Here is a 26,434-nt window from a genome sequence, read left to right as displayed (position 1 = left end):
GCGAAGTTACTGATATGAACGCTCCTTTTAGCTACTCTTCCCCCACGCTCAGCGTTGAGGCGTTGAAGCACTCTATCGCCTATAAGCTGATGTTTACCATCGGGAAAGATCCGGTCATCGCCAACAAGCACGAGTGGCTCAACGCCACCCTGTTTGCGGTGCGTGACCGCATGGTTGAACGCTGGCTGCGCTCCAACCGCGCCCAGCTATCGCAGGAAACGCGTCAGGTTTACTACCTGTCGATGGAATTTTTGATTGGCCGCACCCTCTCTAACGCGCTGTTATCGCTCGGTATTTACGATGACGTTAAAACCGCGCTGGAAGAGATGGGGCTGGACTTAGAAGAGCTGATTGACGAAGAGAACGACCCGGGGCTCGGTAACGGTGGCCTGGGGCGACTTGCCGCCTGCTTCCTCGACTCGCTGGCGACGCTGGCCCTGCCGGGGCGTGGCTACGGTATTCGCTACGACTACGGGATGTTCAAGCAGAACATCGTGGACGGACGTCAGAAAGAGTCCCCGGACTACTGGCTGGAATACGGCAACCCGTGGGAGTTTAAACGTCACAATACGCGCTATAAGGTGCGGTTTGGCGGACGTATTCAGCAGGAAGGGAAAAAGTCCCGCTGGGTGGAAACCGAAGAGATCCTTGCCGTCGCCTATGACCAGATTGTCCCGGGCTACGACACCGATGCGACCAATACGCTGCGTCTGTGGAACGCGCAGGCCAGTAGCGAGATTAACCTGGGTAAATTTAACCAGGGCGACTACTTCGCGGCGGTGGAAGATAAAAACCACTCCGAGAACGTCTCCCGCGTGCTCTACCCGGACGACTCGACCTATTCCGGGCGCGAGCTGCGCCTGCGTCAGGAGTATTTCCTCGTCTCCGCGACGATTCAGGATATCCTCAGCCGTCACTATCAGCTGCACAAGACCTACGCCAATCTGGCGGAAAAAACCGCCATTCACCTCAACGATACCCATCCTGTGCTGTCGATCCCGGAGCTGATGCGTTTGCTTATCGACGAGCATAAGTTCAGCTGGGACGATGCGTTTGAGGTGACCTGTCAGGTCTTCTCTTACACTAACCACACGCTGATGAGCGAAGCGCTGGAAACCTGGCCGGTGGATATGCTCGGCAAAATTTTGCCGCGCCATCTGCAGATCATCTTTGAAATTAATGACTACTTCCTCAAGACGCTGCAGGAGCAGTATCCGAACGATACCGGCCTGCTGAGCCGCGCTTCTATCATTGATGAATCGAACGGTCGTCGCGTACGCATGGCCTGGCTGGCGGTGGTGATCAGCCACAAGGTGAACGGGGTTTCAGAGCTGCACTCGAACCTGATGGTGCAGTCGCTGTTTGCGGACTTTGCGAAGATCTTCCCGACGCGTTTCTGCAACGTGACCAATGGCGTCACGCCGCGTCGCTGGCTGGCGCTGGCAAACCAGCCGCTTTCTGAGGTGCTGGATGAGCACATTGGCCGCACCTGGCGAACCGATCTCAGCCAGCTGAGCGAGCTTGAACAGCACATTGATTTTCCGGCGGTGAACAAAGCCGTACGAGAAGCCAAGCTGCTGAACAAGAAACGTCTGTCAGTCTGGCTGGCGTTACATCTGAACGTGGTGGCGAACCCGAAAGCGCTGTTCGACGTACAGATCAAGCGTATTCATGAGTACAAGCGCCAGCTGATGAACGTGCTGCATGTGATCACCCACTATAACCGCATCAAGGCCGATCCGACGGCGGAGTGGGTGCCGCGTGTGAAGATCTTTGCCGGTAAGGCGGCGTCCGCTTACTACATGGCGAAGCACATCATTCACCTCATCAACGATGTGGCGAAGGTGGTCAACAACGATCCGGATATCGGCGACAAGCTGAAGGTGGTCTTTGTTCCTAACTACAGCGTCAGCCTGGCGCAGCTGATCATTCCGGCGGCCGATCTCTCTGAGCAGATCTCCACCGCCGGGACGGAAGCGTCCGGCACCAGTAACATGAAGTTTGCGCTTAACGGCGCGCTGACCATCGGCACGCTGGACGGGGCCAATGTCGAAATGCTGGAGCACGTGGGGGCGGAAAATATCTTTATCTTCGGGAATACCACGGAAGAGGTGGAGGCGCTGCGCAAGAAAGGCTACTCGCCGCGTGAGTATTACGAAGAGGATGAGGAGCTACGTCAGGTGCTGACGCAAATCGCCACCGGGGTGTTTAGCCCAGACGAGCCAGGGCGCTATCGGGACCTGGTGGATTCGCTGATTAACTTTGGCGACCACTATCAGGTGCTGGCGGATTACCGCAGCTACGTGGATTGTCAGGACAGGGTGGACGAGCTTTATCGTCAGCAGGAGAAGTGGACCTGCGTCGCGATGCATAACATCGCCAATATGGGGTATTTCTCGTCCGACAGGACCATTAAGGAGTATGCCGAGAATATCTGGCATATTGATCCGGTGCGGTTGTAAAAACAAAGCCCGGTGGCGCTGCGCTTACCGGGCCTACGGGATCAAGTAGGCCGGGTAAGGCGGAGCCGCCACCCGGCTTTTTTACATCACGATGCCAACGACAGCTCACGCTTCCCCGCATGCTGCAGCAACCACTGCGCAACACGCGACTGTTGTTCGGCATTCAGCCACATACCCTCTTTGGTACGACGCCAGATGGCATCATCCAGACGGCGAACCCACTCATGTTCCACCAGATAGCGCAGTTCGGCTTCGTACAGCTCGTGACCAAAATGTTCGCCCAGGTCGGCAATCTCTTTCGCGTCACTCAGGATCAATTCCGTGTTGCTGCCGTAGGTACGGGCATAGTGGCGCGCCATGCCTTCCGTGATGAATGGATAGCGACGACGCAGCTTCGCGGCGTAATCATCGCGGTTGTCGCCGATATCACCGCCAGGCAGTACCGCGCCTTTGGTCCATGCCGGGCCAATGCCTTTGTAGTACGGCGCCAGTTTTTCCAGCGCGTGCTCGGCCAGCTTACGGTAGGTGGTGAGCTTGCCACCAAACACGGAGAGCAGCGGTGCCTGACCGTCCACGTCGTGAATATCGAGCGTATAGTCACGGGTAATCGCCTGCGGTGAGTCAGATTCGTCATCGCACAGCGGACGCACGCCGGAGTAAGTCCAGACCACGTCATCACGGGACAGCTGTTTCTTGAAGTGCGCGTTATACACCTTCAGCAGGTAGTTCACTTCGCTCTCGTCGATCTCGACGTTTTTCGGATCGCCTTTGTACTCCACGTCGGTGGTGCCGATGATGGAGAATTCGTCCATCCACGGGATCACAAACACAATGCGCTTGTCTTCGTTCTGCAGAATGTAGGCCTGCTTCTGGGTGTGCACGCGTGGTACCACAATGTGGCTGCCTTTGATCAGGCGGATACCGTACGGAGATGGCAGATGCATCCCCTCGTCGAAGAACTGTTTCACCCATGGGCCGGTGGCGTTCACCAGACCGCGCGCTTTCCAGCTGAACTTCTCGCCGGTATCTACGTCTTCCGCTTCGACGATCCACAGACCGTTTTCACGGCGCGCAGCGGTGGCGCGGGTGCGGGTTTTCACTTCGCCGCCTTTCTTCTCAACCATCTGTGCGTTAGCCAGCACCAGACGCGCATCGTCCACCCAGCAGTCGGAATATTCGAAACCGCGCACGATTTCAGGCTTAAGGACCGATTCTGAGCCAAAACGCAAACCGTTTGAACCCGGCAGGCTGGTGCGTTTACCCAGATGATCGTACATAAACAGACCGATTCGAATCATCCACGCCGGACGCAGATGCGGGCGATGGGGCAGGCGGAAGCGCATCGGGATGGCCAGGTGCGGTGCCATCTTCAGCAGCACTTCACGTTCGGCCAGCGCTTCACTGACCAGACGGAATTCATAGTGTTCCAGGTAGCGCAGGCCACCGTGAATCAGTTTGGAGCTGGCGGACGACGTCGCGCAGGCGAGGTCGTTAGCTTCCAGCATCAGTACGGATAATCCGCGTCCTGCGGCGTCTGCCGCAATACCGGCACCGTTGATGCCACCGCCTATCACAATCAGATCTTTGGTTTCCATAACACCCTCACGCACTTTCGTTAAAGCTCAGAAATGTTCGATATCGCTCATAATAGCAAAGGAACGCGCTTTTGGTAACATCAAAAAAACAATTTAGAGTGATATGGATAACATAATGGCGTTTACCCGCCGCCAGGACGTACACTACGGGGTAAAATAGTGCGACTAACTTTTCTCCCTCTCCCCGTGGGAGAGGGCTGGGGTGAGGGCATCAGAGCGCACCCAACCTGAACAACAGAAAGAGAACACCATGGATCAGTTTGAATGTATTAACGTAGAAGAAGCCCACCAGAAGATGCACCAGGGAACGGCGGTGCTGGTGGATATCCGCGATCCGCAGAGTTTTGCGATGGGCCACACCCCGGGTGCGTTCCACCTCACCAACGATACGCTGGGCGCGTTTATGCGCGATAACGACTTCGATACGCCGGTGATGGTGATGTGTTATCACGGCAACAGCAGCAAAGGTGCGGCGCAGTACCTTATTCAGCAGGGCTATGATGCGGTCTACAGCGTCGACGGCGGTTTCGATGCCTGGCATCGTCATTTCCCGGCAGAAGTGGAATACGCTTTTGAGCGCTGATCCCGCTATACTGTCCCCTTTTGTGTGGAAATAAGCGACCGCCGCCCATGTTGATGATCACCTCTTTTACCAATCCGCGCGTCGCCCAGGCGTTTGTCGACTATATGGCAACCCAGGGCATCATCCTGACCGTTCAGCAGCACACGAAAACCGATGTCTGGCTGGCGGATGAAAGCCAGGCCGATCGCGTGAATGCTGAACTGGCCCGCTTTCTTGAAAATCCCGGCGACCCCCGCTATCTGGCCGCGAGCTGGCAGTCGGGGCAGACGGGGAGCGGACTGCACTATCGGCGCTTCCCCTTCCTTGCCACCATTCGCGAGCGCGCAGGTCCGTTTACGCTGCTACTGATGGCGGCCTGCATTATCGTCTTCATCATTATGAACGTGGTGGGCGACCAGAGCGTGATGATCGCGCTTGCGTGGCCGTACGACCCGTCTCTCGATTTTGACGTCTGGCGCTATTTCACCCACGCGCTGATGCACTTCTCGGTGATGCATATTCTCTTTAACCTGCTGTGGTGGTGGTATCTCGGTGGCGCGGTGGAGAAGCGTCTGGGCAGCGGCAAGCTGATTGTTATCACCCTTATCAGCGCCCTGCTGAGCGGCTATGTGCAGCATAAATTCAGCGGCCCGTGGTTCGGTGGTTTATCCGGCGTGGTGTATGCCCTGATGGGCTATGTCTGGCTCAGAGGCGAGCGCGACCCCGAAAGTGGCATCTATCTGCAGCGCGGATTGATAACCTTTGCGTTAATATGGCTAATTGCCGGATGGTTTGATCTGTTTGGTATGTCTATCGCCAATGGTGCACACGTCACCGGGCTTGCCGTCGGGCTGGCAATGGCGTTTGCCGACACGCTCCATGCGCGAAAACGAACATAATTCCCAGGGATATTTCATGAAACAAACACAACGTCATGACGCCATTATCGAACTGGTAAAAAAACAGGGATACGTCAGCACCGAAGAGCTGGTGGAACAGTTTGCCGTCAGCCCACAAACCATCCGCCGCGACCTGAACGATCTTGCCGATCAAAACCGTATTTTGCGCCATCACGGCGGGGCGGCGCTGCCGTCCAGTTCGGTTAACACCTCGTGGCATGACCGCAAAGCCACGCAGACGGCAGAGAAAGAGCGCATTGCCCGTAAAGTGGCGAGCCAAATCCCCAACGGGGCGACGCTGTTTATTGATATCGGCACCACGCCTGAAGCGGTCGCCCATGCGCTGCTGGATCACGAAAACCTGCGCATCGTGACCAACAACCTGAACGTGGCCAATACCCTGATGCAGAAAGATGATTTCCGCATCATCCTCGCCGGGGGCGAACTGCGCAGCCGCGACGGCGGCATCATTGGTGAAGCGACGCTCGATTTTATCTCTCAGTTCCGTCTCGACTTCGGCATTCTGGGGATCAGCGGCATCGACAGCGACGGCTCACTGCTGGAGTTTGATTATCACGAGGTGCGCACCAAGCGCGCGATCATTGAAAACTCACGTCACGTGATGCTGGTGGTGGACCACTCCAAATTTGGCCGTAACGCGATGGTCAACATGGGCAGCATCAGCATGGTAAATGCGGTTTATACCGATGTGATGCCACCGGCGGGCGTGATGCAGGTGATTAAAGATAATAATGTGCAGTTAGAGTTATGTTGAGACGCCTTTCTCCCTCTCCCTGTGGGAGAGGGCCGGGGTGAGGGCATCAGCCCGCACAAACCTACACCCCATACCCCATCATCTTCAACAACTGCTGCGCATGCTGCACCGCATCCTGACGGTGCGCCACGCCCAGCTTCTGATACAGATTGCGGATATGCGTTTTGATGGTGGTTGCCGCCACCGCCAGCTCACCGGCAATCTGCTCATTGCTGTAGCCTGAATAGATAAGCCCCAGCACCTGCCATTCGCGCTGCGTCAGCGGGCTGGTGCGAATAAGTTCAGGCACTTCCGGATGGTTCAGCAGGCGTTCAACGAAGTTCTCGTCGAAGTGGGCGAACTTGTGGCGATAGTGCTGGTTAATCTCGCGCAGGATACGCTGGGCGCGGTGCTGATCCAGCTCCGGCAGCGTGTTGAGCTGAATAAGCTGACGCAGCTGTTGAGCCATCACTTCGCCCTCAATCACAAAGTGACTGATAAACCCGGTACGGTTCGCCAGCTGCAACGCCTCCAGCAGCACGCGCTGGGCATCATTTTTACGCCCGGCCTGCCAGTAGAGCTGGTTAAGCAGCAGCAGGTTACGGTTGAGATCGCTCATCAGACGCAGGCTGCGGGCGTTCTCGTTCAGCTCTTCCAGCACAATCTCAGCCGGTTCAAACTCACCGAGCAGGATCTGCGCGCGGGCAATGTTTCGCCACTGGCTTTGCAGGAAGTGGTTATTTGCAAATTCAGGTTTTGGCGTCTGGCGCAGCCAGTTGGCGGCGGATTTCTTATCACTCGTCATCTGCCAGTAAATCACCCGCACCTTATCGGCGTTCGAAACCCAGTCGCTGTGATACTGACCATTGCCGAGCAGGTTCTCCAGACGGTTCAGGTGGTTGCGGGCATTATCCAGATCCCCACGCGCCAGCGAGCATTGCACCAGCAGGGCCAGGCACTGCAGTTGCTGCTGCGGCTGGAAGCCGGAAAGCACCTCTACGCCCTGACGGGCACAGCTCTCTGCTTCATCCAGGCGTGACCACGCCCACAGAAGCTGGGCGCGAATACGCAACAGGAACTCGTGCATTGGCAGCTGTTCAAGATGCTGTTCGCGAATCAGCTGGAACGCCTTTTCCTGATTCTCCCAGGCCGCCTGCAGGAATCCCTGAGCAAATAAAATTTCGCTTTGCTGGATCAGGCTCCACAGCGCGTAATGCCAGACATCATGACGGCGGGCCATCTGTTCGGTTTGTTGCATCAGCGACAGGGAGCGCGTCAGCTCACCCTTGCAGTGCAGTACCTCGCCGTGTACCGACGTCGCCACAATGCGGCTGTAGAAATTGGCCAGCGGCAGCTCATCCAGCGCGACCATCGCCAGCCGCTCTGCTTCTTCCGGATCGCCATCGTTGATTGCTACCTGGGCCCGCAAGGCGTTAAATTCGCCGTGCAGGGTGGTATCCATATCGCTTTCCATCTCCTGCTCGGCACGCGCCAGCAGGGTATTCACTTCGCTGTAGCGGTGCTGGCTCTGCATCAGCCAGGCCTGCAGCAGCACCAGACGCGGGTTCTCCAGCAGGCTCTCCCACGGCAACGCTTTCAGCGACTCTTCCAGCAGCGTCAGTTCGCTGTGGTTAAACAACCCCCACGCGTGGTTGAGGAGGATATCGCGCAGCATGCCGGCATCACCTGCGGCGAGCGCATGATGGATAGCCTCGCTCGGGAAGCCTTGCGCCATCCAGCTCTCAGCGGCAGCCCGGTGGATGTCCGGCAATTCTGTCGCCAGCTCCCACTGGCAACGCTGGCGCAGGAAACTGCCAAACAGCGGGTGATAGCTGAACCATTCACCGGGATCGTCCATCCGCGTCAGGAACAGCCCCTGGCGTTCAATCTCTTCAAGCTGCAGCTGACCGTTTTCGCAGCCGGTCACGCGCACAATCAACGCGTCGTTCATGGAACGCAGCAGGGAGCTCTTCAGCAGGAAATGGCGGGTCGAAGGATCGACGCTGTTCAGCACCTCATCCACCAGGTAATCGGAAAGATGGCTGGCGTTGATCCCCGCCAGGCGACGCGCGGACTGATGCGTCGGGCTGTTATTTTGCCGGGCGGAGAGGGCAATCAGCTGCAGCGCTGTCGCCCAACCGGCGACATCGTCGCACAGGCGGCTGCTTTCAGCGGCCTCAATCGGTGAGTTCAGGCGGCAGTCGAAGAACTGTTTGGCTTCCTGATGGGTAAAGGCCAGCTGTTGGCTACCCACTTCCAGCAGTTGATCGCGCACGCGCAGATTGGCAATGCCCAGCTGCGGCAGGTTACGCGACAGCACCACCAGGGTCAGGTTTTCCGGCTGATGGCGCAGGAAGAAGCGCATGGACTCATGGATCACCGGGTTAGTGATCAGATGATAATCATCAATGACCACGTAAAGTGGGCGGTGCCACTCAGCCAGTTCAATAAACAGCTGAGAGAAAAGGGAGGACAGGCTGGCGTACTGGCGCTTTTGCACCATCACTTCGCTGGCCACGCAGTGCCCGTTGGTGGCCTGCTGAATGGCGGCAATCAGATAGCTGGCAAAACGTTCTTGCTGGTTATCGCCCTCATCAAGGGAGTACCAGCCAAGATCGCTTTTACCTGCGGCCCATTGCGAAATGAGCGTTGTTTTTCCATAACCTGCAGGGCTCGTAACCAGCGCCAGTCGGAAATTATGCGCGCCGGAAAGTTTAACCAACAGACGCTCGCGGACCACTGTATGGTCAAGACGAACCGGGCGACTTAATTTAGACGGAATCAACATAGGTTTCACTTCACTGTGGGGAACGAGAGAATTTATTTTTTTTGCGCTTCGTAATTAATAGATATAAGGTCGGCCAGAAAGAGAACTATTGCAAGTTATGTCTGGTTTTGGTGGCTCTGAATTTGCACTCTGTCACAAAACATTCAGAGAGATGATGGAACTTTCTGGAAAGGGCTGTGATGCCGCGTCAATGCTGGCTTGTATGGCTGTGCTGCGGCTGCGCTGAAACTGGTTTCAGAAAGGTATAGTGACGTCAAATTTAATAAACGCGGGGTAAAGTTTAGTGAAATTAATAATCTTCTTCGTTCTGACCCGGTTGCAGAAATATTATTCTACGTAAGTAATCATTTCAGCGCGTTTTAATTTCACCCGAAACTGCATTTCATTTTCCTGACACGCTTCCCGGTTATCTTTTTATCTTCCTGACACACTCCGACTATGCTCTCAGAGTGGCCTCGATCACACTTTTATGCTCATCCCCGCTACTCCTCCCTGCCTAATCCCCTGCGGGAGGAGGAAGAGGAGAAATGAGCCAGGCACACTAGCGCCAACTTGTGTTTTCTTTCTAAAGGATGCCGATCCCCTATGTCACAGCCTACCTTCAACAAAGCTCAATTCCAGGCTGCCCTGACGCGTCAGTGGCAGCGTTTTGGCCTTCATGCTGCAAACGAAATGACGCCTCACCAGTGGTGGCAGGCGGTGAGCGGTGCGCTCGCAGAGCAGCTGGATGCTCAACCTCTGGCAAAACCGGTAAAAGGTCAGCGCCACGTCAACTACATCTCGATGGAATTCCTGATCGGTCGTCTGACCGGCAACAACCTGCTGAACCTCGGCTGGTATCAGGAGGTTGGGGATGTGCTGAAAGAACACGACATTAACCTGACCGACCTGCTGGAAGAAGAGATTGACCCGGCGCTGGGCAACGGTGGTCTGGGACGTCTGGCGGCCTGTTTCCTCGATTCGATGGCAACGGTTGGGCAGTCGGCCATTGGTTACGGCCTGAACTATCAATACGGTCTGTTCCGTCAGTCATTTGCAGACGGGCATCAGATGGAAGCGCCGGACGACTGGCACCGTAACACCTACCCGTGGTTCCGCCACAACGCGCAGCTGGATGTGCAGGTGAACATTGGCGGTAAAGTATCAAAACAGGGTCTCTGGGAACCGGCATTTACGTTTATCGGCGAAGCCTGGGACCTGCCGGTGCTCGGTTACCGTAACGGCGTGGCGCAACCGCTGCGTCTGTGGCAGGCGAAGCATGCGCATCCGTTTAACCTGACCAAATTTAACGACGGCGATTTCCTGCGTGCCGAACAGCAGGGCATCGACGCCGAGAAGCTGACCAAAGTGCTCTACCCGAACGACAACCATCTGGCGGGCAAGAAACTGCGTCTGATGCAGCAGTACTTCCAGTGCGCCTGCTCCGTGGCGGATATTCTGCGTCGTCACCACCTGGCGGGCCGCAAGCTGGCACAGCTGCCTGACTTTGAAGTGATTCAACTTAACGACACGCACCCGACCATCGCTATTCCTGAACTGCTGCGTGTGCTGATCGACGAGCACCAGCTGAGCTGGGATGATGCCTGGGCGATCACCAGCCGCACCTTTGCTTACACCAACCACACCCTGATGCCTGAAGCGCTGGAGTGCTGGGACGAGAAGCTGGTGAAAACGCTGCTGCCGCGCCATATGCAGATCATCAACAAGATTAACGACCAGTTTAAAACGCTGGTGGATAAAACCTGGCCGGGCAACAAAGCGGTCTGGGCGAAGCTGGCCGTGGTGCATGACAAACAGGTGCGCATGGCAAATATGTGCGTGGTGAGCGGCTTTGCGGTGAACGGTGTGGCGGCGCTGCACTCGGATCTGGTGGTGAAAGACCTGTTCCCGGAATATCACCAGCTGTGGCCGACCAAATTCCATAACGTGACCAACGGCATCACGCCGCGTCGCTGGATCAAACAGTGCAACCCGCTGCTGGCCGGTCTGCTGGACAAAACGCTGAAGAAAGAGTGGGCCAACGATCTGGACCAGCTGATCAACCTGGAAAAATACGCGGACGACGCGAAATTCCGCGAACAATACCGCGCCATCAAGCGGGATAACAAAGTGCGTCTGGCGGCGTTTGTGAAAGCGCGTACCGGTATCGAGATTAACCCGAACGCCATTTTCGACATCCAGATTAAGCGTCTGCACGAATATAAACGTCAGCATCTGAACCTGCTGCATATCCTCGCGCTGTACAAAGAGATCCGCGAGAATCCGCAGGCTGACCGCGTGCCGCGCGTGTTCCTGTTCGGCGCGAAGGCGGCACCGGGCTACTACCTGGCGAAAAACATTATCCTCGCCATCAATAAAGTGGCGGCGGCTATCAACAACGATCCGAAAGTGGGCGACAAGCTGAAAGTGGTGTTCCTGCCGGACTACTGCGTCTCTGCTGCAGAGATGCTGATCCCGGCGGCGGATATCTCCGAGCAGATCTCGACCGCGGGTAAAGAAGCGTCCGGTACCGGCAACATGAAGCTGGCGCTGAACGGCGCGCTGACTGTTGGTACGCTAGACGGTGCGAACGTAGAGATTGCCGAGAAGGTTGGAGAAGAGAACATCTTTATCTTTGGTCATACGGTTGAAGAAGTGAAAGCCCTCAAGGCCAAAGGCTACGATCCGGTGAAATGGCGTAAGAAGGACAAAGTGCTGGATGCGGTGCTGAAAGAGCTGGAAAGCGGTAAATACAGCGATGGCGATAAGCACGCGTTTGACCAGATGATGCACAGTATGGACAAACACGGCGGCGACCCGTATCTGGTGATGGCGGACTTCACGGCCTACGTGGAAGCGCAAAAACAGGTCGACGTGCTGTACCGTGACCAGGAAGCGTGGACCCGGGCGTGCATTCTGAACACCGCCCGCTGCGGAATGTTCAGCTCTGACCGTTCAATCCGTGATTATCAGGCTCGTATCTGGCAGGCAAAACGCTAAGGAAGCGCGATGGAGAGTAAACGTCTGGACAGTGCCGCGCAGGCGGCGGGGATCAGCCTCAGTTACATTAATGCTCACGGCAAACCACAGTCTATTGGCGCCGACACCAAAAGACGTTTGCTGGATGCCATGCACAAAACCGACGCGAAAGCGTCGGCCACGCCGGTACCGAACGTTAAAGTCTTCACCGCGGGCAAAAAGATGTCGCTGGCGGTGGAAGGACGCGGCGAGTTTACCTGGCTGCTGACCACCGAAGAGGGACATCAGCACAAGGGTCACGCCACTGGCGGCAAAGCATTCACCCTTCCGGCGAAGCTGCCGGAGGGTTACCACACCCTAACGCTCACCCAGGACGAGCTGCGCTTTCACTGCCGGTTGATCGTGGCGCCAAAACGTTGTTATGAGCCGCAGGCGTTGCTCGAAGGCAAAAAGCTGTGGGGTGCCTGCGTGCAACTCTACACCCTGCGCTCTGACAGCAACTGGGGCATCGGCGATTTTGGTGACCTGAAAAAGATGCTGGCATCGGTGGGGGAGCGCGGCGGCGCGTTTATCGGCCTCAACCCGATCCACGCCCTCTATCCGGCTAACCCGGAGAGTGCCAGCCCGTACAGCCCGTCGTCCCGTCGCTGGCTGAACGTGATTTACATCGACGTGAATGCGTTAGACGATTTCAAAAACAGCCCGGAAGCGCAGGCGTGGTGGGCACTTAGCACCACTCAGCAGGCGCTGAAGCAGGCGCGCGAAGCAGACTGGGTGGACTATTCCACCGTGACGGCGCTGAAGATGGCTGCCCTGCGTCTGGCGTGGAAAGGCTTTTCTCAGCGTGATGACGAGGAGATGGCCGCCTTCCGTCAGTTTGTGGCGCAGGAGGGCGAGAGCCTCTACTGGCAGGCGGCGTTCGATGCGCTGCATGCGTATCAGGTGAAAGAGGACGAAATGCGCTGGGGCTGGCCGGTCTGGCCGGAGGCGTATCAATCCGTCGACACGCCTGAAGTCAAAGCGTTCTGTAAAAAATACGCCGATGAAGTGGACTTCTACCTGTGGCTGCAGTGGCTGGCGTACAGCCAGTTTGCCGACTGCTGGCAGGTGAGCCAGGGCTATAAGATGCCGATCGGCCTGTATCGCGACCTGGCCGTTGGCGTGGCAGAAGGCGGGGCGGAAACCTGGTGTGACCGTGAGCTGTACTGCCTGAAGGCCTCCGTAGGCGCACCACCGGATATTCTGGGCCCGCTCGGCCAGAACTGGGGCCTGCCGCCGATGGATCCGCACGTGATGGCGGCGCGTGCCTACGAGCCGTTTATCGACCTGCTGCGCGCCAACATGCAGAACTGCGGCGCGCTGCGTATCGACCACGTGATGTCGGTGCTGCGCCTGTGGTGGATCCCCTACGGTGAGACGGCCGATCATGGGGCGTATGTTCAGTATCCGGTTGACGATCTGCTGTCGATCCTGGCGCTGGAAAGCAAGCGCCATCAGTGCATGGTGATCGGCGAAGATCTCGGTACCGTGCCGGTAGAAATCGTCAGTAAGCTTCGCGACAGCGGCGTTTACTCCTATAAAGTGCTCTATTTTGAAAACGACCATGAGAAAACCTTCCGCGCGCCGCAAGCGTACCCTGAACAGTCAATGGCAGTCGCGACGACGCATGACCTTCCTACGCTTCGTGGCTATTGGGAAAGCGGCGATCTGACGCTCGGTAAAACCCTGGGTCTCTATCCGGATGAAGATGTCCTTCGCGGCCTGTATCAGGATCGCGAGCTGGCGAAGCAGGGTCTGCTGGATGCACTGCATAAGCACGGCTGTCTGCCGAAACGCGCCGGGCATAAAGCGTCGCTGATGTCGATGACGCCGACGCTCAACCGCGGATTGCAGCGCTACATTGCCGACAGCAACAGCGCCCTGCTGGGCCTGCAGCCGGAAGACTGGATTGATATGGCGGAGCCGGTGAACATCCCGGGCACCAGCTATCAGTACAAGAACTGGCGCCGCAAGTTATCCACCACGCTTGAGACGATGTTTGCCGATGACGGGGTGAACAGGCTGATTAAAGATTTGGACAAGCGGCGAAAAGCAGTCGCGAAGAAGTGATAAAAAACCCCGCCAGTGGCGGGTTTTTTATTGCCCGGTGGCGCTACGCTTACCGGGCCTACATGGAGCGAGTAGGTCGGGTAAGGCGAAGCCGCCACCCGACTTATGGCATCAGACCACCATATTCAACAGCAGCACCCCGACCAGACCGCACACCGAAATAATGGTTTCCAGCGCGGACCAGGACTTGATGGTTTCACCGATAGTCAGGTTGAAGTACTCCTTGAACAGCCAGAAGCCCGGATCGTTCACGTGTGAGAAAATCACGCTACCGGAACCGACGGCAATAACCATCAGCTCAGGGCTGACGCCCGTGGTGGCAATCAGTGGCGCAACGATACCGCCCGCGGTGATTGCCGCAACGGTTGCAGAACCCAGCGCGATACGCAGAACTGCGGCGATAGACCAGGCCATCAGAAGCGGCGACACGTTGGTTTCATGCATCATGGCCGCGATGTATTTATCCACACCGCTATCGACCAGAACCTGCTTGAACGCACCGCCACCGCCGATGATCAACAGCATCATGGCAATGATTTTGATGGAAGAGGTCAGCGTGTCGTTGATCTGATCCATGGAACGACCGCGGTTCAGGCCGAAGGTGAACATCGCGATCAACACCGCAATCAGCGTGGCCATCACCGGGTCGCCGAGGAACTCAGCAACGGACAGGAACGCGTGACCTTTCGGCAGAACCATCTCAGCCACGGCGCGCATCGCCATCAGGATCACCGGGACCAGAGAGGTCCAGACGCTGACGCCAAAGCCAGGCATTTCTTCTTCGGTGAAGGTTTTCGCGCTGTACAGACCTTCCGGAATCGGCTTATCAATGCCTTTCAGGAAGCGGGCATAAACAGGGCCTGCCAGAATCACGGTTGGGATGGCCAGAATCGTACCGAACAGCAGGGTTTTACCCATATCGGCGTGGAAAATGGTGGCGATAGCGGTTGGGCCCGGGTGCGGTGGCAGGAAGCCGTGCGTCACGGACAGCGCTGCTGCCATTGGTACACCGACATACAGCAGCGGAATGCTCGCCGCCGCCGCAATGGTGAAGACCAGCGGCAGCATCAGCACGAAGCCCACTTCATAGAACAGTGCGAAACCGACGGTAAAACCGGTTAACACAACTGCCCACTGGATGTTCTTCTTACCAAACTTGTCGATAAGCGTGGTGGCAATACGCTGTGCGCCACCGCAGTCCGCCAGCATTTTGCCGAGCATGGCGCCAAAGCCCATGATCAACGCCAGGCTGCCGAGCGTGCCGCCGACACCCGCTTTAATGGAGCTAATAACTTTGACCAGCGGCATCCCTTGCATCAGACCGACTGCAAGTGCCACCAGAACCAGAGCGATAAACCCGTTCATTTTGAAACGGATCATCAAGAGCAGTAATAACACAACACCGATAGCAACGATGACTAATGGCATGATTTACCTGGCCTTTGAATTGTTATGGGTAACGTCATTGTTTCAACGACACGTTCCGGTTGTCCCAACTGGGAACAGAGTGGTTAACGGCACTAATACTGATACCTTGGAAACTATTTAGTTTAGTCGGCTGTTATGAGTGTGTTTAGTGCCCATGAGAATGATACGGGTAACATGACGTGATTGAGAATCACCCTGGAGGGCAAAATTTAAATTATGAGACGCAGGTCAACATATGGAGGTAAACGCAAAACGGTAACCGCAAGGTTACCGTTTTTAATGTTTTCACCCTCTCCCAGGGAGAGGGGCGGGGTGAGGGCATCAGACCGCACTATTTTTGTAGGCCCGGTAAGCGCAGCGCCACCGGGCAATACAGACGGGCAATGAATCAGTAGTAAGAGTGCTCGCCGCGCTGGTGTTCGGTCAGGTCACGCACGCCTTTCAGTTCCGGGAACTCGTTCAGCAGCTGCTTCTCGATCCCTTCTTTCAGGGTCACATCGACCATGGAGCAACCGTTACAGCCGCCGCCAAACTGCAGAATTGCGTAGCCTTCGTCGGTGATTTCCATCAGGGAAACGCGACCACCGTGACCGGCCAGCTGCGGGTTGATCTGGGATTGCAGCAGATACTCTACGCGCTCCATCAGCGGGGCATCGTCAGATACTTTACGCATTTTGGCGTTTGGCGCTTTCAGCGTCAGCTGCGAGCCCAGCTGGTCGGTGACGAAGTCGATCTCCGCATCTTCAAGATACGGCGCGCTCAGCTCATCAACATATGCCGTGAGCTGGTCAAAGTTAAGGGCAGTGTCGGTTGCTTCCACCGCGTCTGGCGGACAATAAGAGACACCACATTCTGCATTCGGAGTGCCTGGATTGATCACAAACACGCGGATCTGCGTCCCTTCTTCCTGATTTGCCAGCAGTTTGGCAAAGTGCGCTTGTGCAGAATCGGAAATACGGATCATAGCTTTGGCCTAATAGTTGACTAAATTACCTGGGTATAATCATACGCCCATTGGAGAAGGGCTACAAGGTACGGCACAGACACCATACCTGAACCGACGCGGCGCCGCTTTGCAAAAGCAGTCGGGAAAGTTCAGCAACGGTACTGCCTGTGGTGACGACATCATCCACAATCGCGATATGGAGCCCTTTGACGGCGAATTCAAGGCGAAAGGCGTTTTTGAGGTTCCTTTTGCGAAGCCGGGCGCTCAGCTGATGCTGAATGGCAGTGGCATGGCGGCGCGTCAGCGCAGCGGCTGGGTACTGACAGCCGAGCCACCGGGCGAGCGGGCGACAGAGCAGGTCGCTCTGGTTGTAGCCGCGTCGCCAGTGACGGCGCCGGTATAAGGGCACATTCAGCACCATATCCACTTTCGGCAGCGCGCGCGTGCGTCGTGCCTGCAACACCGCCAGCAATAACAGGCGGGCGAGAGGGCGAGCCAGCGCAATCTGGCCGGAAAACTTCAGCGCGTGGATAAGCCTGCTTAACGGTGGAACGTAATCATCGACCGCCACCAGGGCGCTCCACGGTGGTGGCTTTTTCAGGCAGCGACCGCAGGGAAACTGTGGACTGTACGCCGGTAAACCGCACTGCGGGCAGGTCGTGATGCGGCTTGCCAGCGAACGCGTGCAGACGGAACAGACTCCCCACGCGCTCAGCGCAAGTGGCATTCGACATAGCCAGCACAAGCCGGGCACTGTTAGCATAGACAACCTCCATGTAAAAAAGAGAACAGTAACTGATGAAGACGCTGTGGTGGCAGACCGTAGGGACGGGAAATCGCCATCTTGTGCTGCTGCACGGATGGGGATTGAATGCGGAAGTATGGCATTGCGTAAATGAGGAACTTGCCTCGCATTTCACGCTGCATCTGGTGGATTTACCCGGTTTTGGCCGCAGCCGCGGCTATGGGGCGATGTCGCTTGACGAAATGGCGCAGCAGGTTCTGGCCGCCGCACCGCAACAGGCTATCTGGCTCGGCTGGAGTCTGGGCGGGCTGGTGGCAAGTGAGGTTGCATTAACGAATCCTGAACGCGTGCAGGCGCTGGTAACGGTGGCCTCGTCGCCGAACTTCAGTGCGCAGGAGGAGTGGCCGGGTATTAAGCCGGACGTACTGAGCAACTTCCAGCGGCAGTTGAGCGAAGATTACCAGCGAACGGTAGAACGCTTCCTGGCCCTGCAGACGATGGGGACAGAGAGCGCCCGTAAGGATGCTCGTCTGCTGAAGCAGACCGTGCTGTCGCTGCCGATGCCGGATGTGGAGGTACTGAACGGGGGACTCGAATTACTGAAAACGGTCGACCTGCGTGAGCCACTGACCGCGCTGGCGGTGCCGCACCTGCGCATTTATGGTTATCTGGATGGGCTGGTTCCACGCAAAGTGGTGCCACTGCTGGATGAACTGTGGCCAGAGAGTCAATCGCTGACAATCGCCAAAGCGGCCCATGCGCCGTTTATCTCGCATCCTGCCGAGTTTTGTTCAGCGTTGATCGCCTTCAGTCACGAAGTGCCCACCACTCCCTGAGACAGGCTTTCCCTTCCGGGCAATGTTTACAACTGCCGGACAGACAACCGTCCGGCTCTTCCTGAATACGTATGGCTTTCCCCATCGCTTCCAGTCTTTCCAGCATGGCATCGATCATCGGCTGCGGCGTATGCAGGCTGAGGCTTAGCTGTTTTGCCTCCATACGCCCCTGCAACGCCAGTAAATCACGAACCTGAATCAACGATGCCATGGCTCCCCCTAGTGACAGTCGCCCGCCGGGCTGTTGCAGCAGGTCGCGGCGGTTTTACGGTTTGCCAGCAGGTTGATATCGACGCGGCTGCGTGCCCGGCGTAGCAGACCGAGAACGAGCACGTTAAACAGCACAACCGCCAGGATGCAGACCAGGCTGTAGCGCGGATGCTGGCTGAAGTTAACGGTCTGGTAAAAGAGCGTCGCCAGCGAGTAGGCGATGTTTAAGCCCCACAGGATGGAGAACCCCATCCAGCCGCGGCTGGACTCACGGGCTATCGCCCCCATCACCGAGATGCACGGAATATAGAGCAGGACAAAGATGAGGTAGCTGTAGGCTGCTGACGCGCTGCCAAATTTCTCGCTCATCACGCCCATGGCACCGGTGGCCATTTCGCCGTCGCCTTTGCTGGCTTCAATCGGGTTCGCCAGTACGCTCAGGCTGAAAGTGTCTTTCAGGCTCTGCCAGGTCTCTTCCACCGCGCCGAGCAGTTCATCACCGAGGTGGAATGCCGCCGGGTTAAACTCTTCTTCCTGGATATTCTCAGCGGTGTAAAGCGTGTTCAGGGTGCCGACCACCACCTCTTTTGCCATCGCGCCGGTGAACAGGCCAACGGTCGCCTGCCAGTTGTCTTCATGCACGCCAATCGGTTTAAACACCGGGGTAATGACGCGGCTCACGGAGGCGAGGGCGGAGTCGTTGATGTTATCCGCCGCCTGCCCGCTCAGGGTGAAGCTGTTCAGCGCGCTCAGGAAGATGCTGACGATAACAATCACTTTACCGGCGCGCAGCACAAAACCTTTCAGGCGCTGCCAGGTCTGGATCGCCAGGCTTTTCAGATGCGGCACGTGATACACCGGCAGTTCCATCACAAACGGCGACGCTTCCCCGCGCATGATGGTGTGTTTAAGCATGAGCCCGGTCAGGATCGCCATCACGATGCCCAGCACATACAGCGAGAAGACCGCCAGCGCCCCTTCCTGCCCAAAGAAGGCCGCGGCGAAGACCGCAAAGATAGCCAGTCGCGCCCCGCAGGACATAAATGGCGCCATCATGATGGTCATCAGACGTTCGCGAGGGGCATCAAGCGTGCGCGCACCCATTACCGACGGCACGTTACAGCCGAAGCCGACAATCAGCGGGACGAAGGATTTACCCGGCAGACCCAGGGCCTGCATCAGACGATCCATCACGAAAGCCGCACGCGCCATGTAACCGGAGTCCTCAAGGAACGAGAGGAACAGGTACATCATGCCGATTTGCGGTACCAGCGGCAGAACGGTGTTGATACCACCACCGATCCCCTGGGCGAGGAAAATGGTCAGCCATTCCGGGAAGTGCAGGGTGTAGCCCAGCCACTGAATACCGTGGACAAATATCGCCACAGAACCAGCATCGAAAATAGGCTGTAGCGCGCCACCGATGTTAATGGCGAGCAGGAACATCAGGTACATGACCAGTAAAAAGATCGGCAAACCGAGGAAGCGGTTAAGCACAATCTTGTCCACGGCGGCCGTAAAGCGGCTTGGCTCAGCCGTCAGGGCATTACTGACCACGTCGCAAATGGCGGCGATGGCCTGATAGCGCGCGTCGGCGATGTGCAGGGCCGGGTCATCGAGCTCATCGCTCAGACGCGCCAGCGCCACGTCCAGTTTGTCTGCGGCATGGCCCGCATAGGCGCGGCTGTAGATATCGCCTTCCAGCATCTGCAGGCCGAGCCACAGGCGCTGTCTGGCGGGCATGCTGTTGTCCATTTCCTGCGCCAGCAGACCGGCTTCGCGCAGAAGCGGTTGCGCATAGTGCACCAGCTCAACGTCGGCGTTGCCCGCGTGGCGGTCAATGGCCAGCTTCAGTGCGTCAATTCCGCGGGCACGGGTAGAAACCAGCGGCACTACCGGGCAGCCCAGACGCGCGGAGAGGGCGTCGACGTCGATACGCAGCTTTTGTTTCTCTGCGATGTCGAGCATGTTGAGCGCCACAATGCAGGGGATCCCCAGCTCAAGCAATTGCAGCGTCAGATAGAGGTTACGTTCCAGGTTAGATGCATCGACCACGTTGATTAACAGGTCCGCATCGCCACTCAGAATATAGTGACAGGCAATCTGCTCATCGAGCGAGGTTTGTGACGAAATGGTGGTTAAGGAGTAGGTGCCGGGCAGATCCACCAGGGTGACCTGATTGTCTGTCGTGGTGAACTGGCCTTCTTTACGTTCAACCGTTACGCCCGCCCAGTTACCCACACGCTGGCGTGCACCGGTGAGCTGGTTAAATAACGTTGTCTTGCCGGAATTAGGATTGCCAATTAAGCCAATAGTTAATTTTTTCATTGTTTTCGACTCACTGAAACCGCTGGCTTGTTATTGGGATAAGGCTTCGACTTCAATTAATGCGAGGTCTTTTTTACGCAGTACCAGATTCACGCGCCGGGTTTCAATATGAACGGGATCACCTAACGGGGCCACGCGCACCACCTGGAATGACGAGCCGGGGAGCATGCCCAGCGACAGCAGCTTTTGCCGATAGGCCGGGCTAATTTCGCGGGTAAAACCGGTAATTTTCCATGCACTGTCTGGAGTGAATTGCATAATGCCTGATTCCACGAAAGGTTAAATTATCTACTATGGGATGATAATGAGAATAGTTTTTATCAGCAATATGAAAACTGTGACGGAATGTTGTTAAGCGTATTAATTTACGGCCTGTTTGACCTTGCTCAATATTTGCTGAAATGACGGGAAAACGAAAAGGGGATTATTTGTTAACGGGGTGATAAATGGTGGTTTAAATATGGATATGCAATCGGTTTCATCTCTTGCGATATAATTTGTCCCCTCACCCCGGCCCTCTCCCCAAGGGAGAGGGCCGGGGTGAGGGGCATTTACAACCTTAGCGTTTCTTACCCATCGCGGCCGCCAGCGCATCCATCATTGCGCTGTTACCCGCTGGCTGCGCATCACGCCCGCGCGGCTTCGCGCCTTTAGCGGCAGGGCGTTGCTGCTCACGGCTACCGCCGTTACTGCCGCGGCGCGCGTTGGTTTCACCTGGCTGCTCGTCCAGACGCATGGTCAGGGCGATTCGCTTGCGCTGCAGGTCCACTTCCAGCACTTTCACCTTCACGATATCGCCCGCTTTGACCACCGTATGTGGATCTTCAACGAACTTATCGGCGAGCGATGAGATATGCACCAGGCCATCCTGATGCACGCCGATATCGACAAAAGCGCCAAAATTAGTGACGTTGGTGACGGCGCCTTCCAGCACCATGCCCGGCAGCAGGTCGTTCATGGTCTCGATGCCGTCGGCAAAGGTCGCGGTTTTGAACTCAGGACGCGGATCGCGGCCCGGTTTTTCCAGCTCTTTGATGATGTCGGTCACGGTCGGCACGCCGAACTGCTCGTCGGTGAAATCGACCGCTTTCAGGTTGCGCAGCGCGTTGCTGTCGCCCATCAGGTCTTTGAGTGCCTGCTGGGTCGCTGCCAGTATGCGCTCAACCACCGGGTAGGCTTCCGGGTGAACGGTTGACGCATCCAGCGGGTTATCGCCGTGGTTGATGCGCAGGAAGCCCGCACACTGCTCAAACGCTTTCGGCCCCAGACGGCTTACCTTCAGCAACTGCTGGCGGTTCTGGAACTGACCGTTCTCATCACGCCAGGCAACGATGTTCTGCGCCATCATGCGGGTTAAGCCTGCAACGCGGGTCAGCAGAGGAACGGAGGCGGTGTTCAGGTCCACGCCCACGGCGTTTACGCAATCTTCCACCACCGCATCCAGCTTACGCGCCAGCTGCGTCTGGCTCACGTCGTGCTGATACTGGCCCACACCGATGGATTTCGGGTCGATCTTCACCAGTTCCGCCAGCGGATCCTGCAGACGACGGGCGATAGAGACCGCACCACGCAGGGAGACGTCCAGGTCCGGGAACTCCTGGGCCGCCAGCTCTGACGCAGAATAGACGGACGCCCCGGCCTCGCTGACGATAACTTTCTGCGCCGTCACTTTCGGGAACTGTTTCTGCACGTCGAGGTAGAAACGTTCGGTTTCGCGGGAGGCCGTACCGTTGCCGATAGCCACCAGCTCAACGTTATATTTCTCGCACAGTGCGGCCACCACTACAGCGGCCTTCGCCGCCTGACCGGTATGCGGGTAAATGGTGTCGGTTGCCACCAGCTTGCCGGTGCCGTCAACCACCGCCACTTTTACGCCGGTACGCAGACCCGGATCGAGACCCATGGTCGCACGCAGGCCAGCAGGTGCGGCCATCAGCAGATCATGCAGGTTACGGGCAAAAACGTTAATTGCTTCGTCTTCCGCACGCTCGCGCACGGTGCCCATCAGTTCGGTTTCGAGGTGCATCAGCACCTTAATGCGCCATGTCCAGCTCACCACGCCTTTACGCCAGCTGTCCGCCGGGGCGTTATTCAGGCGCAGGCCGAGGTGATCGGTGATGATCTGCTCGCAGTGGCTCTCTTTTGGCGGCTCATCAAACTGCGGGTCGGCGTTGAGAGAGAGCTGCAGCACGCCTTCATTACGGCCGCGGAACATGGCCAGCGCACGGTGAGAAGGCACAGTTGAAATCGGTTCGTGGTGATCGAAGTAGTCGCGGAATTTCGCGCCTTCCTCTTCTTTGCCTGCCACCACGGTAGAGACGATGTGGGCGTTCTTCCACAGATAATCACGCACACGGGAGAGCAGGGCGGCATCCTCGGAGAAGCGCTCCATCAGAATGTAGCGTGCGCCATCAAGGGCCGCTTTGGTGTCTGCCACGCCTTTGTCAGCGTCGATAAATTTGGCCGCTTCGGTTTCCGGGTCGTGTGACGGTTCGTTCCACAGCAGCTCGGCCAGCGGCTCCAGACCTGCTTCAATTGCAATCTGCCCGCGCGTACGGCGCTTCGGTTTGTAGGGCAGATAGAGGTCTTCGAGTTCAGTTTTGCTCAGGGTGCCGTTAATGGCCTTTTCCAGATCGCTGGTCAGTTTGCCCTGTTCGCCGATGGATTTGAGGATTGCCTGACGGCGGTCTTCCAGTTCACGGAGGTAGCCCAGACGGGTCTCCAGGTTACGCAGCTGCGTGTCATCCAGACCGCCGGTGACTTCCTTACGATAACGTGCAATAAACGGCACGGTGTTCCCTTCATCAAGCAGGCGAACGGCAGCTTCTACCTGTTCGGCTCTGGCCTGAAGTTCACCCGCAATAATGCGGCAGAGCGAATCTTTCATCATGGCTTTATCATCTTGTGGGTCAAAAATCAGGGGATAGTTATACGGGCTGACACGGTAAAATGCCAGCCGTGGAGGGCGCTCTCGGACTATTTTACGTAGGTGATCTCATTGACGTACCAGCTCGCTTCTCCGGCAGGCGTCTGGACGACGGCTAAATCACCCACCTCCTTTTTCAGCAGCGCGCGGGCCATCGGCGAGTCGATGGAGATGTAATCCTTACGGCCAAAAATTTCGTCGTACCCGACAATGCGAAAGCGCAGGGTATTGCCATCATCATTCTCGATCTCTACCCACGCGCCGAAGAAGACTTTGCCCTCCTGCTGCGGTGAATAATCGACAATTTTAAGATTCTCGAGACATTTGGTCAGATAGCGTACCCGACGGTCGATCTCACGCAGCCGCTTTTTGTTGTACTGGTAGTCAGCATTTTCGCTGCGGTCGCCCAGGCTTGCCGCCCAGGTAACTTTTTTGGTCACTTCCGGACGCTCTTCGCGCCACAGGTAATCCATCTCTTTTTTGAGTTTTTCGTACCCTTCGCGGGTGATCAGGGGCGTTTTCATACTGTGACCTTCAGACTCGACTTCATTGCAAACATTGCGCACATTACGTATCACGTAGTCTATCAGACAGCGTTAATAATCATTTATGTGATGAATTGTGCAGATAAGCTGCTGTTAAATATGCTTTGTAACAATTTCGACTAGAATTTATACCAGAATTCGCTGGTCGAACCCGTGCACTTTTTTAGAATACGCTGTTATTAGACTATCCGAACCTTTGGGAGTACACACAATGCAAGAGAACTACAAAATTCTGGTCGTGGATGACGACATGCGCCTGCGTGCGCTGCTGGAACGTTATCTGACCGAGCAGGGCTTCCAGGTTCGTAGCGTCGCGAACGCTGAGCAGATGGACCGCCTGCTGACCCGTGAATCTTTTCATCTGATGGTCCTCGACCTGATGCTGCCGGGCGAAGACGGGCTCTCTATCTGTCGCCGTCTGCGCAGCCAGAGCAACCCCATGCCAATCATTATGGTGACGGCGAAAGGGGAAGAGGTCGACCGTATCGTGGGCCTCGAAATTGGCGCTGACGACTACATTCCTAAACCGTTTAACCCGCGTGAACTGCTGGCGCGTATTCGGGCCGTGCTGCGCCGTCAGGCGAACGAACTGCCAGGCGCACCGTCGCAGGAAGAAGCGGTGATTGCGTTCGGGAAGTTCAAGCTGAACCTCGGCACGCGTGAGATGTTCCGTGAAGACGAGCCAATGCCGCTCACCAGCGGCGAGTTCGCGGTACTGAAAGCGCTGGTCAGCCACCCGCGTGAGCCGCTCTCCCGTGACAAGCTGATGAACCTGGCGCGCGGCCGTGAATACTCGGCAATGGAACGTTCCATCGACGTGCAGATCTCTCGTCTGCGCCGCATGGTGGAAGAAGATCCGGCGCATCCTCGTTATATTCAGACCGTGTGGGGTCTGGGCTACGTGTTCGTCCCGGACGGCGCTAAAGCATGAGGCGAATGCGCTTCTCACCGCGAAGCTCGTTTGCCCGTACCCTGCTTTTGATTGTCACCCTGCTGTTTGTCAGCCTGGTGACAACCTACCTGGTGGTGCTGAACTTTGCGATCCTGCCGAGCCTTCAGCAGTTTAATAAGGTCCTGGCGTACGAAGTACGTATGCTGATGACCGATAAACTGCAGCTGGAGGACGGCACGCAGTTAGTGGTTCCTCCGGCGTTTCGCCGTGAAATCTACCGTGAACTGGGCATTTCGCTCTATTCGAATGAAGCGGCGGAAGACGCGGGTCTGCGCTGGGCACAGCACTATGAATTCCTCAGCCAGCAGATGGCGCAGCAGCTGGGGGGCCCGACGGAGGTGCGTGTTGAGGTCAACAAAAGCTCGCCGGTCGTCTGGCTGAAAACCTGGCTGTCGCCCAATATCTGGGTGCGCGTTCCGCTGACCGAAATCCACCAGGGCGACTTCTCGCCGCTGTTCCGCTACACCCTTGCCATCATGCTGTTAGCGATAGGCGGCGCGTGGCTGTTTATCCGTATACAGAACCGACCGCTGGTCGACCTGGAACACGCTGCGCTCCAGGTCGGTAAAGGGATCATTCCGCCGCCGCTGCGTGAATATGGCGCATCGGAGGTGCGTTCGGTGACGCGCGCGTTTAATCATATGGCGGCTGGCGTCAAACAGCTGGCGGATGACCGTACGCTGCTGATGGCGGGCGTCAGCCATGATCTGCGTACGCCACTCACGCGTATCCGACTGGCGACGGAGATGATGGGCGAAGAGGACGGTTATCTCGCCGAGTCCATCAACAAGGATATCGAAGAGTGTAACGCCATCATTGAGCAGTTTATTGACTACCTGCGTACCGGGCAGGAGATGCCGATGGAGATGGCTGACCTGAACGCGGTGCTGGGCGAAGTGGTGGCGGCTGAAAGCGGCTACGAGCGTGAGATTGATACCGACCTTCAGGCCGGTGAAATTCAGGTTCGTATGCACCCGCTCTCCATCAAGCGCGCGGTGGCAAACATGGTGGTGAATGCGGCTCGCTACGGTAATGGCTGGATTAAAGTCAGCAGCGGATCGGAACTCAACCGCGCCTGGTTCCAGGTGGAAGATGACGGTCCGGGTATCAAGCCCGAGCAGCGTAAGCATCTGTTCCAGCCGTTTGTGCGCGGCGACAGCGCGCGCAGCACCAGCGGAACCGGTTTAGGCCTGGCGATTGTGCAGCGTATTGTTGATAACCATAACGGGTTGCTGGAGATTGGTACCAGCGAGCGGGGTGGGTTGAGCATTCGCGCCTGGTTGCCGGTGCCGGTGACGCGGGGGCAGGTGAAAGAGGGGTAATCGGGGTGCGGCCTGATGCCCTCACCCCGGCCCTCTCCCACGGGGAGAGGGAGAAACCATTAAAAAAGG

The 26,434-nt window shown here is 56.9% G+C and carries 19 protein-coding genes; 9 read left to right on the top strand and 10 right to left on the bottom strand.

Annotated elements, in window-relative coordinates:
- Positions 1-14 precede the first annotated feature (14 nt).
- The gene (glgP, locus tag M8370_RS02755; RefSeq protein ID WP_013099108.1) at positions 15-2,462 is read left to right on the top strand and encodes a glycogen phosphorylase; all 2,448 of its coding nucleotides are present in this window, start codon (positions 15-17) and stop codon (positions 2,460-2,462) included.
- Between the two features lie 86 nt (positions 2,463-2,548).
- Here glgP and glpD read toward each other — a convergent pair whose 3' ends face one another.
- Complete coding sequence (gene glpD / locus M8370_RS02750; protein ID WP_040020737.1) at positions 2,549-4,057, bottom strand: glycerol-3-phosphate dehydrogenase; 1,509 nt, start codon at positions 4,055-4,057, stop codon at positions 2,549-2,551.
- A 250-nt stretch (positions 4,058-4,307) separates the two neighbouring features.
- Here glpD and glpE point away from each other — a divergent pair, with 250 nt between their 5' ends.
- Genes glpE through M8370_RS02735 form a run of 3 tightly spaced genes read left to right on the top strand, consistent with a single transcriptional unit; the run spans position 4,308 to position 6,293 of the window.
- Positions 4,308-4,640, top strand: coding sequence for a thiosulfate sulfurtransferase GlpE (glpE, locus tag M8370_RS02745; RefSeq protein ID WP_014833569.1), 333 nt, complete (start codon positions 4,308-4,310; stop codon positions 4,638-4,640).
- Positions 4,641-4,687: 47 nt separating this feature from the next.
- The gene (gene glpG, locus M8370_RS02740; RefSeq protein WP_013099104.1) at positions 4,688-5,518 is read left to right on the top strand and encodes a rhomboid family intramembrane serine protease GlpG; all 831 of its coding nucleotides are present in this window, start codon (positions 4,688-4,690) and stop codon (positions 5,516-5,518) included.
- Between the two features lie 16 nt (positions 5,519-5,534).
- Positions 5,535-6,293, top strand: coding sequence for a DeoR/GlpR family transcriptional regulator (locus M8370_RS02735; RefSeq protein ID WP_013099103.1), 759 nt, complete (start codon positions 5,535-5,537; stop codon positions 6,291-6,293).
- 61 nt (positions 6,294-6,354) lie between these two features.
- Here M8370_RS02735 and malT read toward each other — a convergent pair whose 3' ends face one another.
- Positions 6,355-9,060, bottom strand: a complete 2,706-nt coding sequence (gene malT, locus M8370_RS02730; protein ID WP_250020455.1) for an HTH-type transcriptional regulator MalT — start codon at positions 9,058-9,060, stop codon at positions 6,355-6,357.
- A gap of 585 nt (positions 9,061-9,645) precedes the next feature.
- On the opposite strand from malT, the gene malP reads away from it, so the two are divergent.
- A complete protein-coding gene (gene malP, locus M8370_RS02725) occupies positions 9,646-12,039 on the top strand; it encodes a maltodextrin phosphorylase (RefSeq protein WP_250020454.1) in 2,394 nt (797 codons plus the stop codon).
- 9 nt (positions 12,040-12,048) lie between these two features.
- On the top strand, positions 12,049-14,127 hold the full coding sequence (gene malQ, locus M8370_RS02720; protein WP_038420752.1) for a 4-alpha-glucanotransferase: 2,079 nt from the start codon (positions 12,049-12,051) through the stop codon (positions 14,125-14,127).
- 111 nt (positions 14,128-14,238) lie between these two features.
- On the opposite strand, the gene gntT is transcribed toward malQ, so the two are convergent.
- The 3 genes from gntT to gntX all read right to left on the bottom strand — a co-directional run bounded on the left by gntT (position 14,239) and on the right by gntX (position 17,264).
- The gene (gntT, locus tag M8370_RS02715) at positions 14,239-15,555 is read right to left on the bottom strand and encodes a gluconate transporter (protein ID WP_013099097.1); all 1,317 of its coding nucleotides are present in this window, start codon (positions 15,553-15,555) and stop codon (positions 14,239-14,241) included.
- A gap of 388 nt (positions 15,556-15,943) precedes the next feature.
- Positions 15,944-16,519: a Fe-S biogenesis protein NfuA gene (gene nfuA, locus M8370_RS02710; protein ID WP_248032348.1), complete on the bottom strand. Its 576-nt coding sequence runs from the start codon at positions 16,517-16,519 to the stop codon at positions 15,944-15,946.
- Positions 16,520-16,580: 61 nt separating this feature from the next.
- On the bottom strand, positions 16,581-17,264 hold the full coding sequence (gntX, locus tag M8370_RS02705) for a DNA utilization protein GntX (RefSeq protein ID WP_044157723.1): 684 nt from the start codon (positions 17,262-17,264) through the stop codon (positions 16,581-16,583).
- A 35-nt stretch (positions 17,265-17,299) separates the two neighbouring features.
- Here gntX and bioH point away from each other — a divergent pair, with 35 nt between their 5' ends.
- Positions 17,300-18,082: a pimeloyl-ACP methyl ester esterase BioH gene (gene bioH / locus M8370_RS02700; protein WP_038420750.1), complete on the top strand. Its 783-nt coding sequence runs from the start codon at positions 17,300-17,302 to the stop codon at positions 18,080-18,082.
- Here the strand turns inward: bioH and feoC are convergent.
- The 5 genes from feoC to greB all read right to left on the bottom strand — a co-directional run bounded on the left by feoC (position 18,054) and on the right by greB (position 24,070).
- The gene (feoC, locus tag M8370_RS02695) at positions 18,054-18,293 is read right to left on the bottom strand and encodes a [Fe-S]-dependent transcriptional repressor FeoC (protein ID WP_013099093.1); all 240 of its coding nucleotides are present in this window, start codon (positions 18,291-18,293) and stop codon (positions 18,054-18,056) included. The two genes, bioH and feoC, sit on opposite strands and share 29 nt — an antisense overlap.
- 8 nt (positions 18,294-18,301) lie before the next feature.
- A complete protein-coding gene (gene feoB, locus M8370_RS02690; protein ID WP_029882174.1) occupies positions 18,302-20,620 on the bottom strand; it encodes a Fe(2+) transporter permease subunit FeoB in 2,319 nt (772 codons plus the stop codon).
- A 30-nt stretch (positions 20,621-20,650) separates the two neighbouring features.
- Complete coding sequence (feoA, locus tag M8370_RS02685; protein WP_010436417.1) at positions 20,651-20,878, bottom strand: ferrous iron transporter A; 228 nt, start codon at positions 20,876-20,878, stop codon at positions 20,651-20,653.
- 301 nt (positions 20,879-21,179) lie between these two features.
- On the bottom strand, positions 21,180-23,510 hold the full coding sequence (locus tag M8370_RS02680; RefSeq protein ID WP_013099091.1) for a Tex family protein: 2,331 nt from the start codon (positions 23,508-23,510) through the stop codon (positions 21,180-21,182).
- 86 nt (positions 23,511-23,596) lie between these two features.
- The gene (greB, locus tag M8370_RS02675) at positions 23,597-24,070 is read right to left on the bottom strand and encodes a transcription elongation factor GreB (protein ID WP_013099090.1); all 474 of its coding nucleotides are present in this window, start codon (positions 24,068-24,070) and stop codon (positions 23,597-23,599) included.
- 232 nt (positions 24,071-24,302) lie between these two features.
- On the opposite strand from greB, the gene ompR reads away from it, so the two are divergent.
- Together ompR and envZ are read left to right on the top strand one after the other, a co-directional pair.
- Positions 24,303-25,022: an osmolarity response regulator transcription factor OmpR gene (ompR, locus tag M8370_RS02670; RefSeq protein WP_006177890.1), complete on the top strand. Its 720-nt coding sequence runs from the start codon at positions 24,303-24,305 to the stop codon at positions 25,020-25,022.
- A complete protein-coding gene (gene envZ / locus M8370_RS02665; RefSeq protein ID WP_029882169.1) occupies positions 25,019-26,365 on the top strand; it encodes a two-component system sensor histidine kinase EnvZ in 1,347 nt (448 codons plus the stop codon). The genes ompR and envZ overlap by 4 nt, the downstream gene beginning before the upstream one ends.
- Positions 26,366-26,434: the final 69 nt, after the last annotated feature.

Source organism: Enterobacter cloacae complex sp. OE43NF, assembly GCF_023544405.1.
GTDB lineage: Bacteria > Pseudomonadota > Gammaproteobacteria > Enterobacterales > Enterobacteriaceae > Enterobacter > Enterobacter cloacae.
This window is presented reverse-complemented; position numbering and strand designations above follow the sequence as displayed.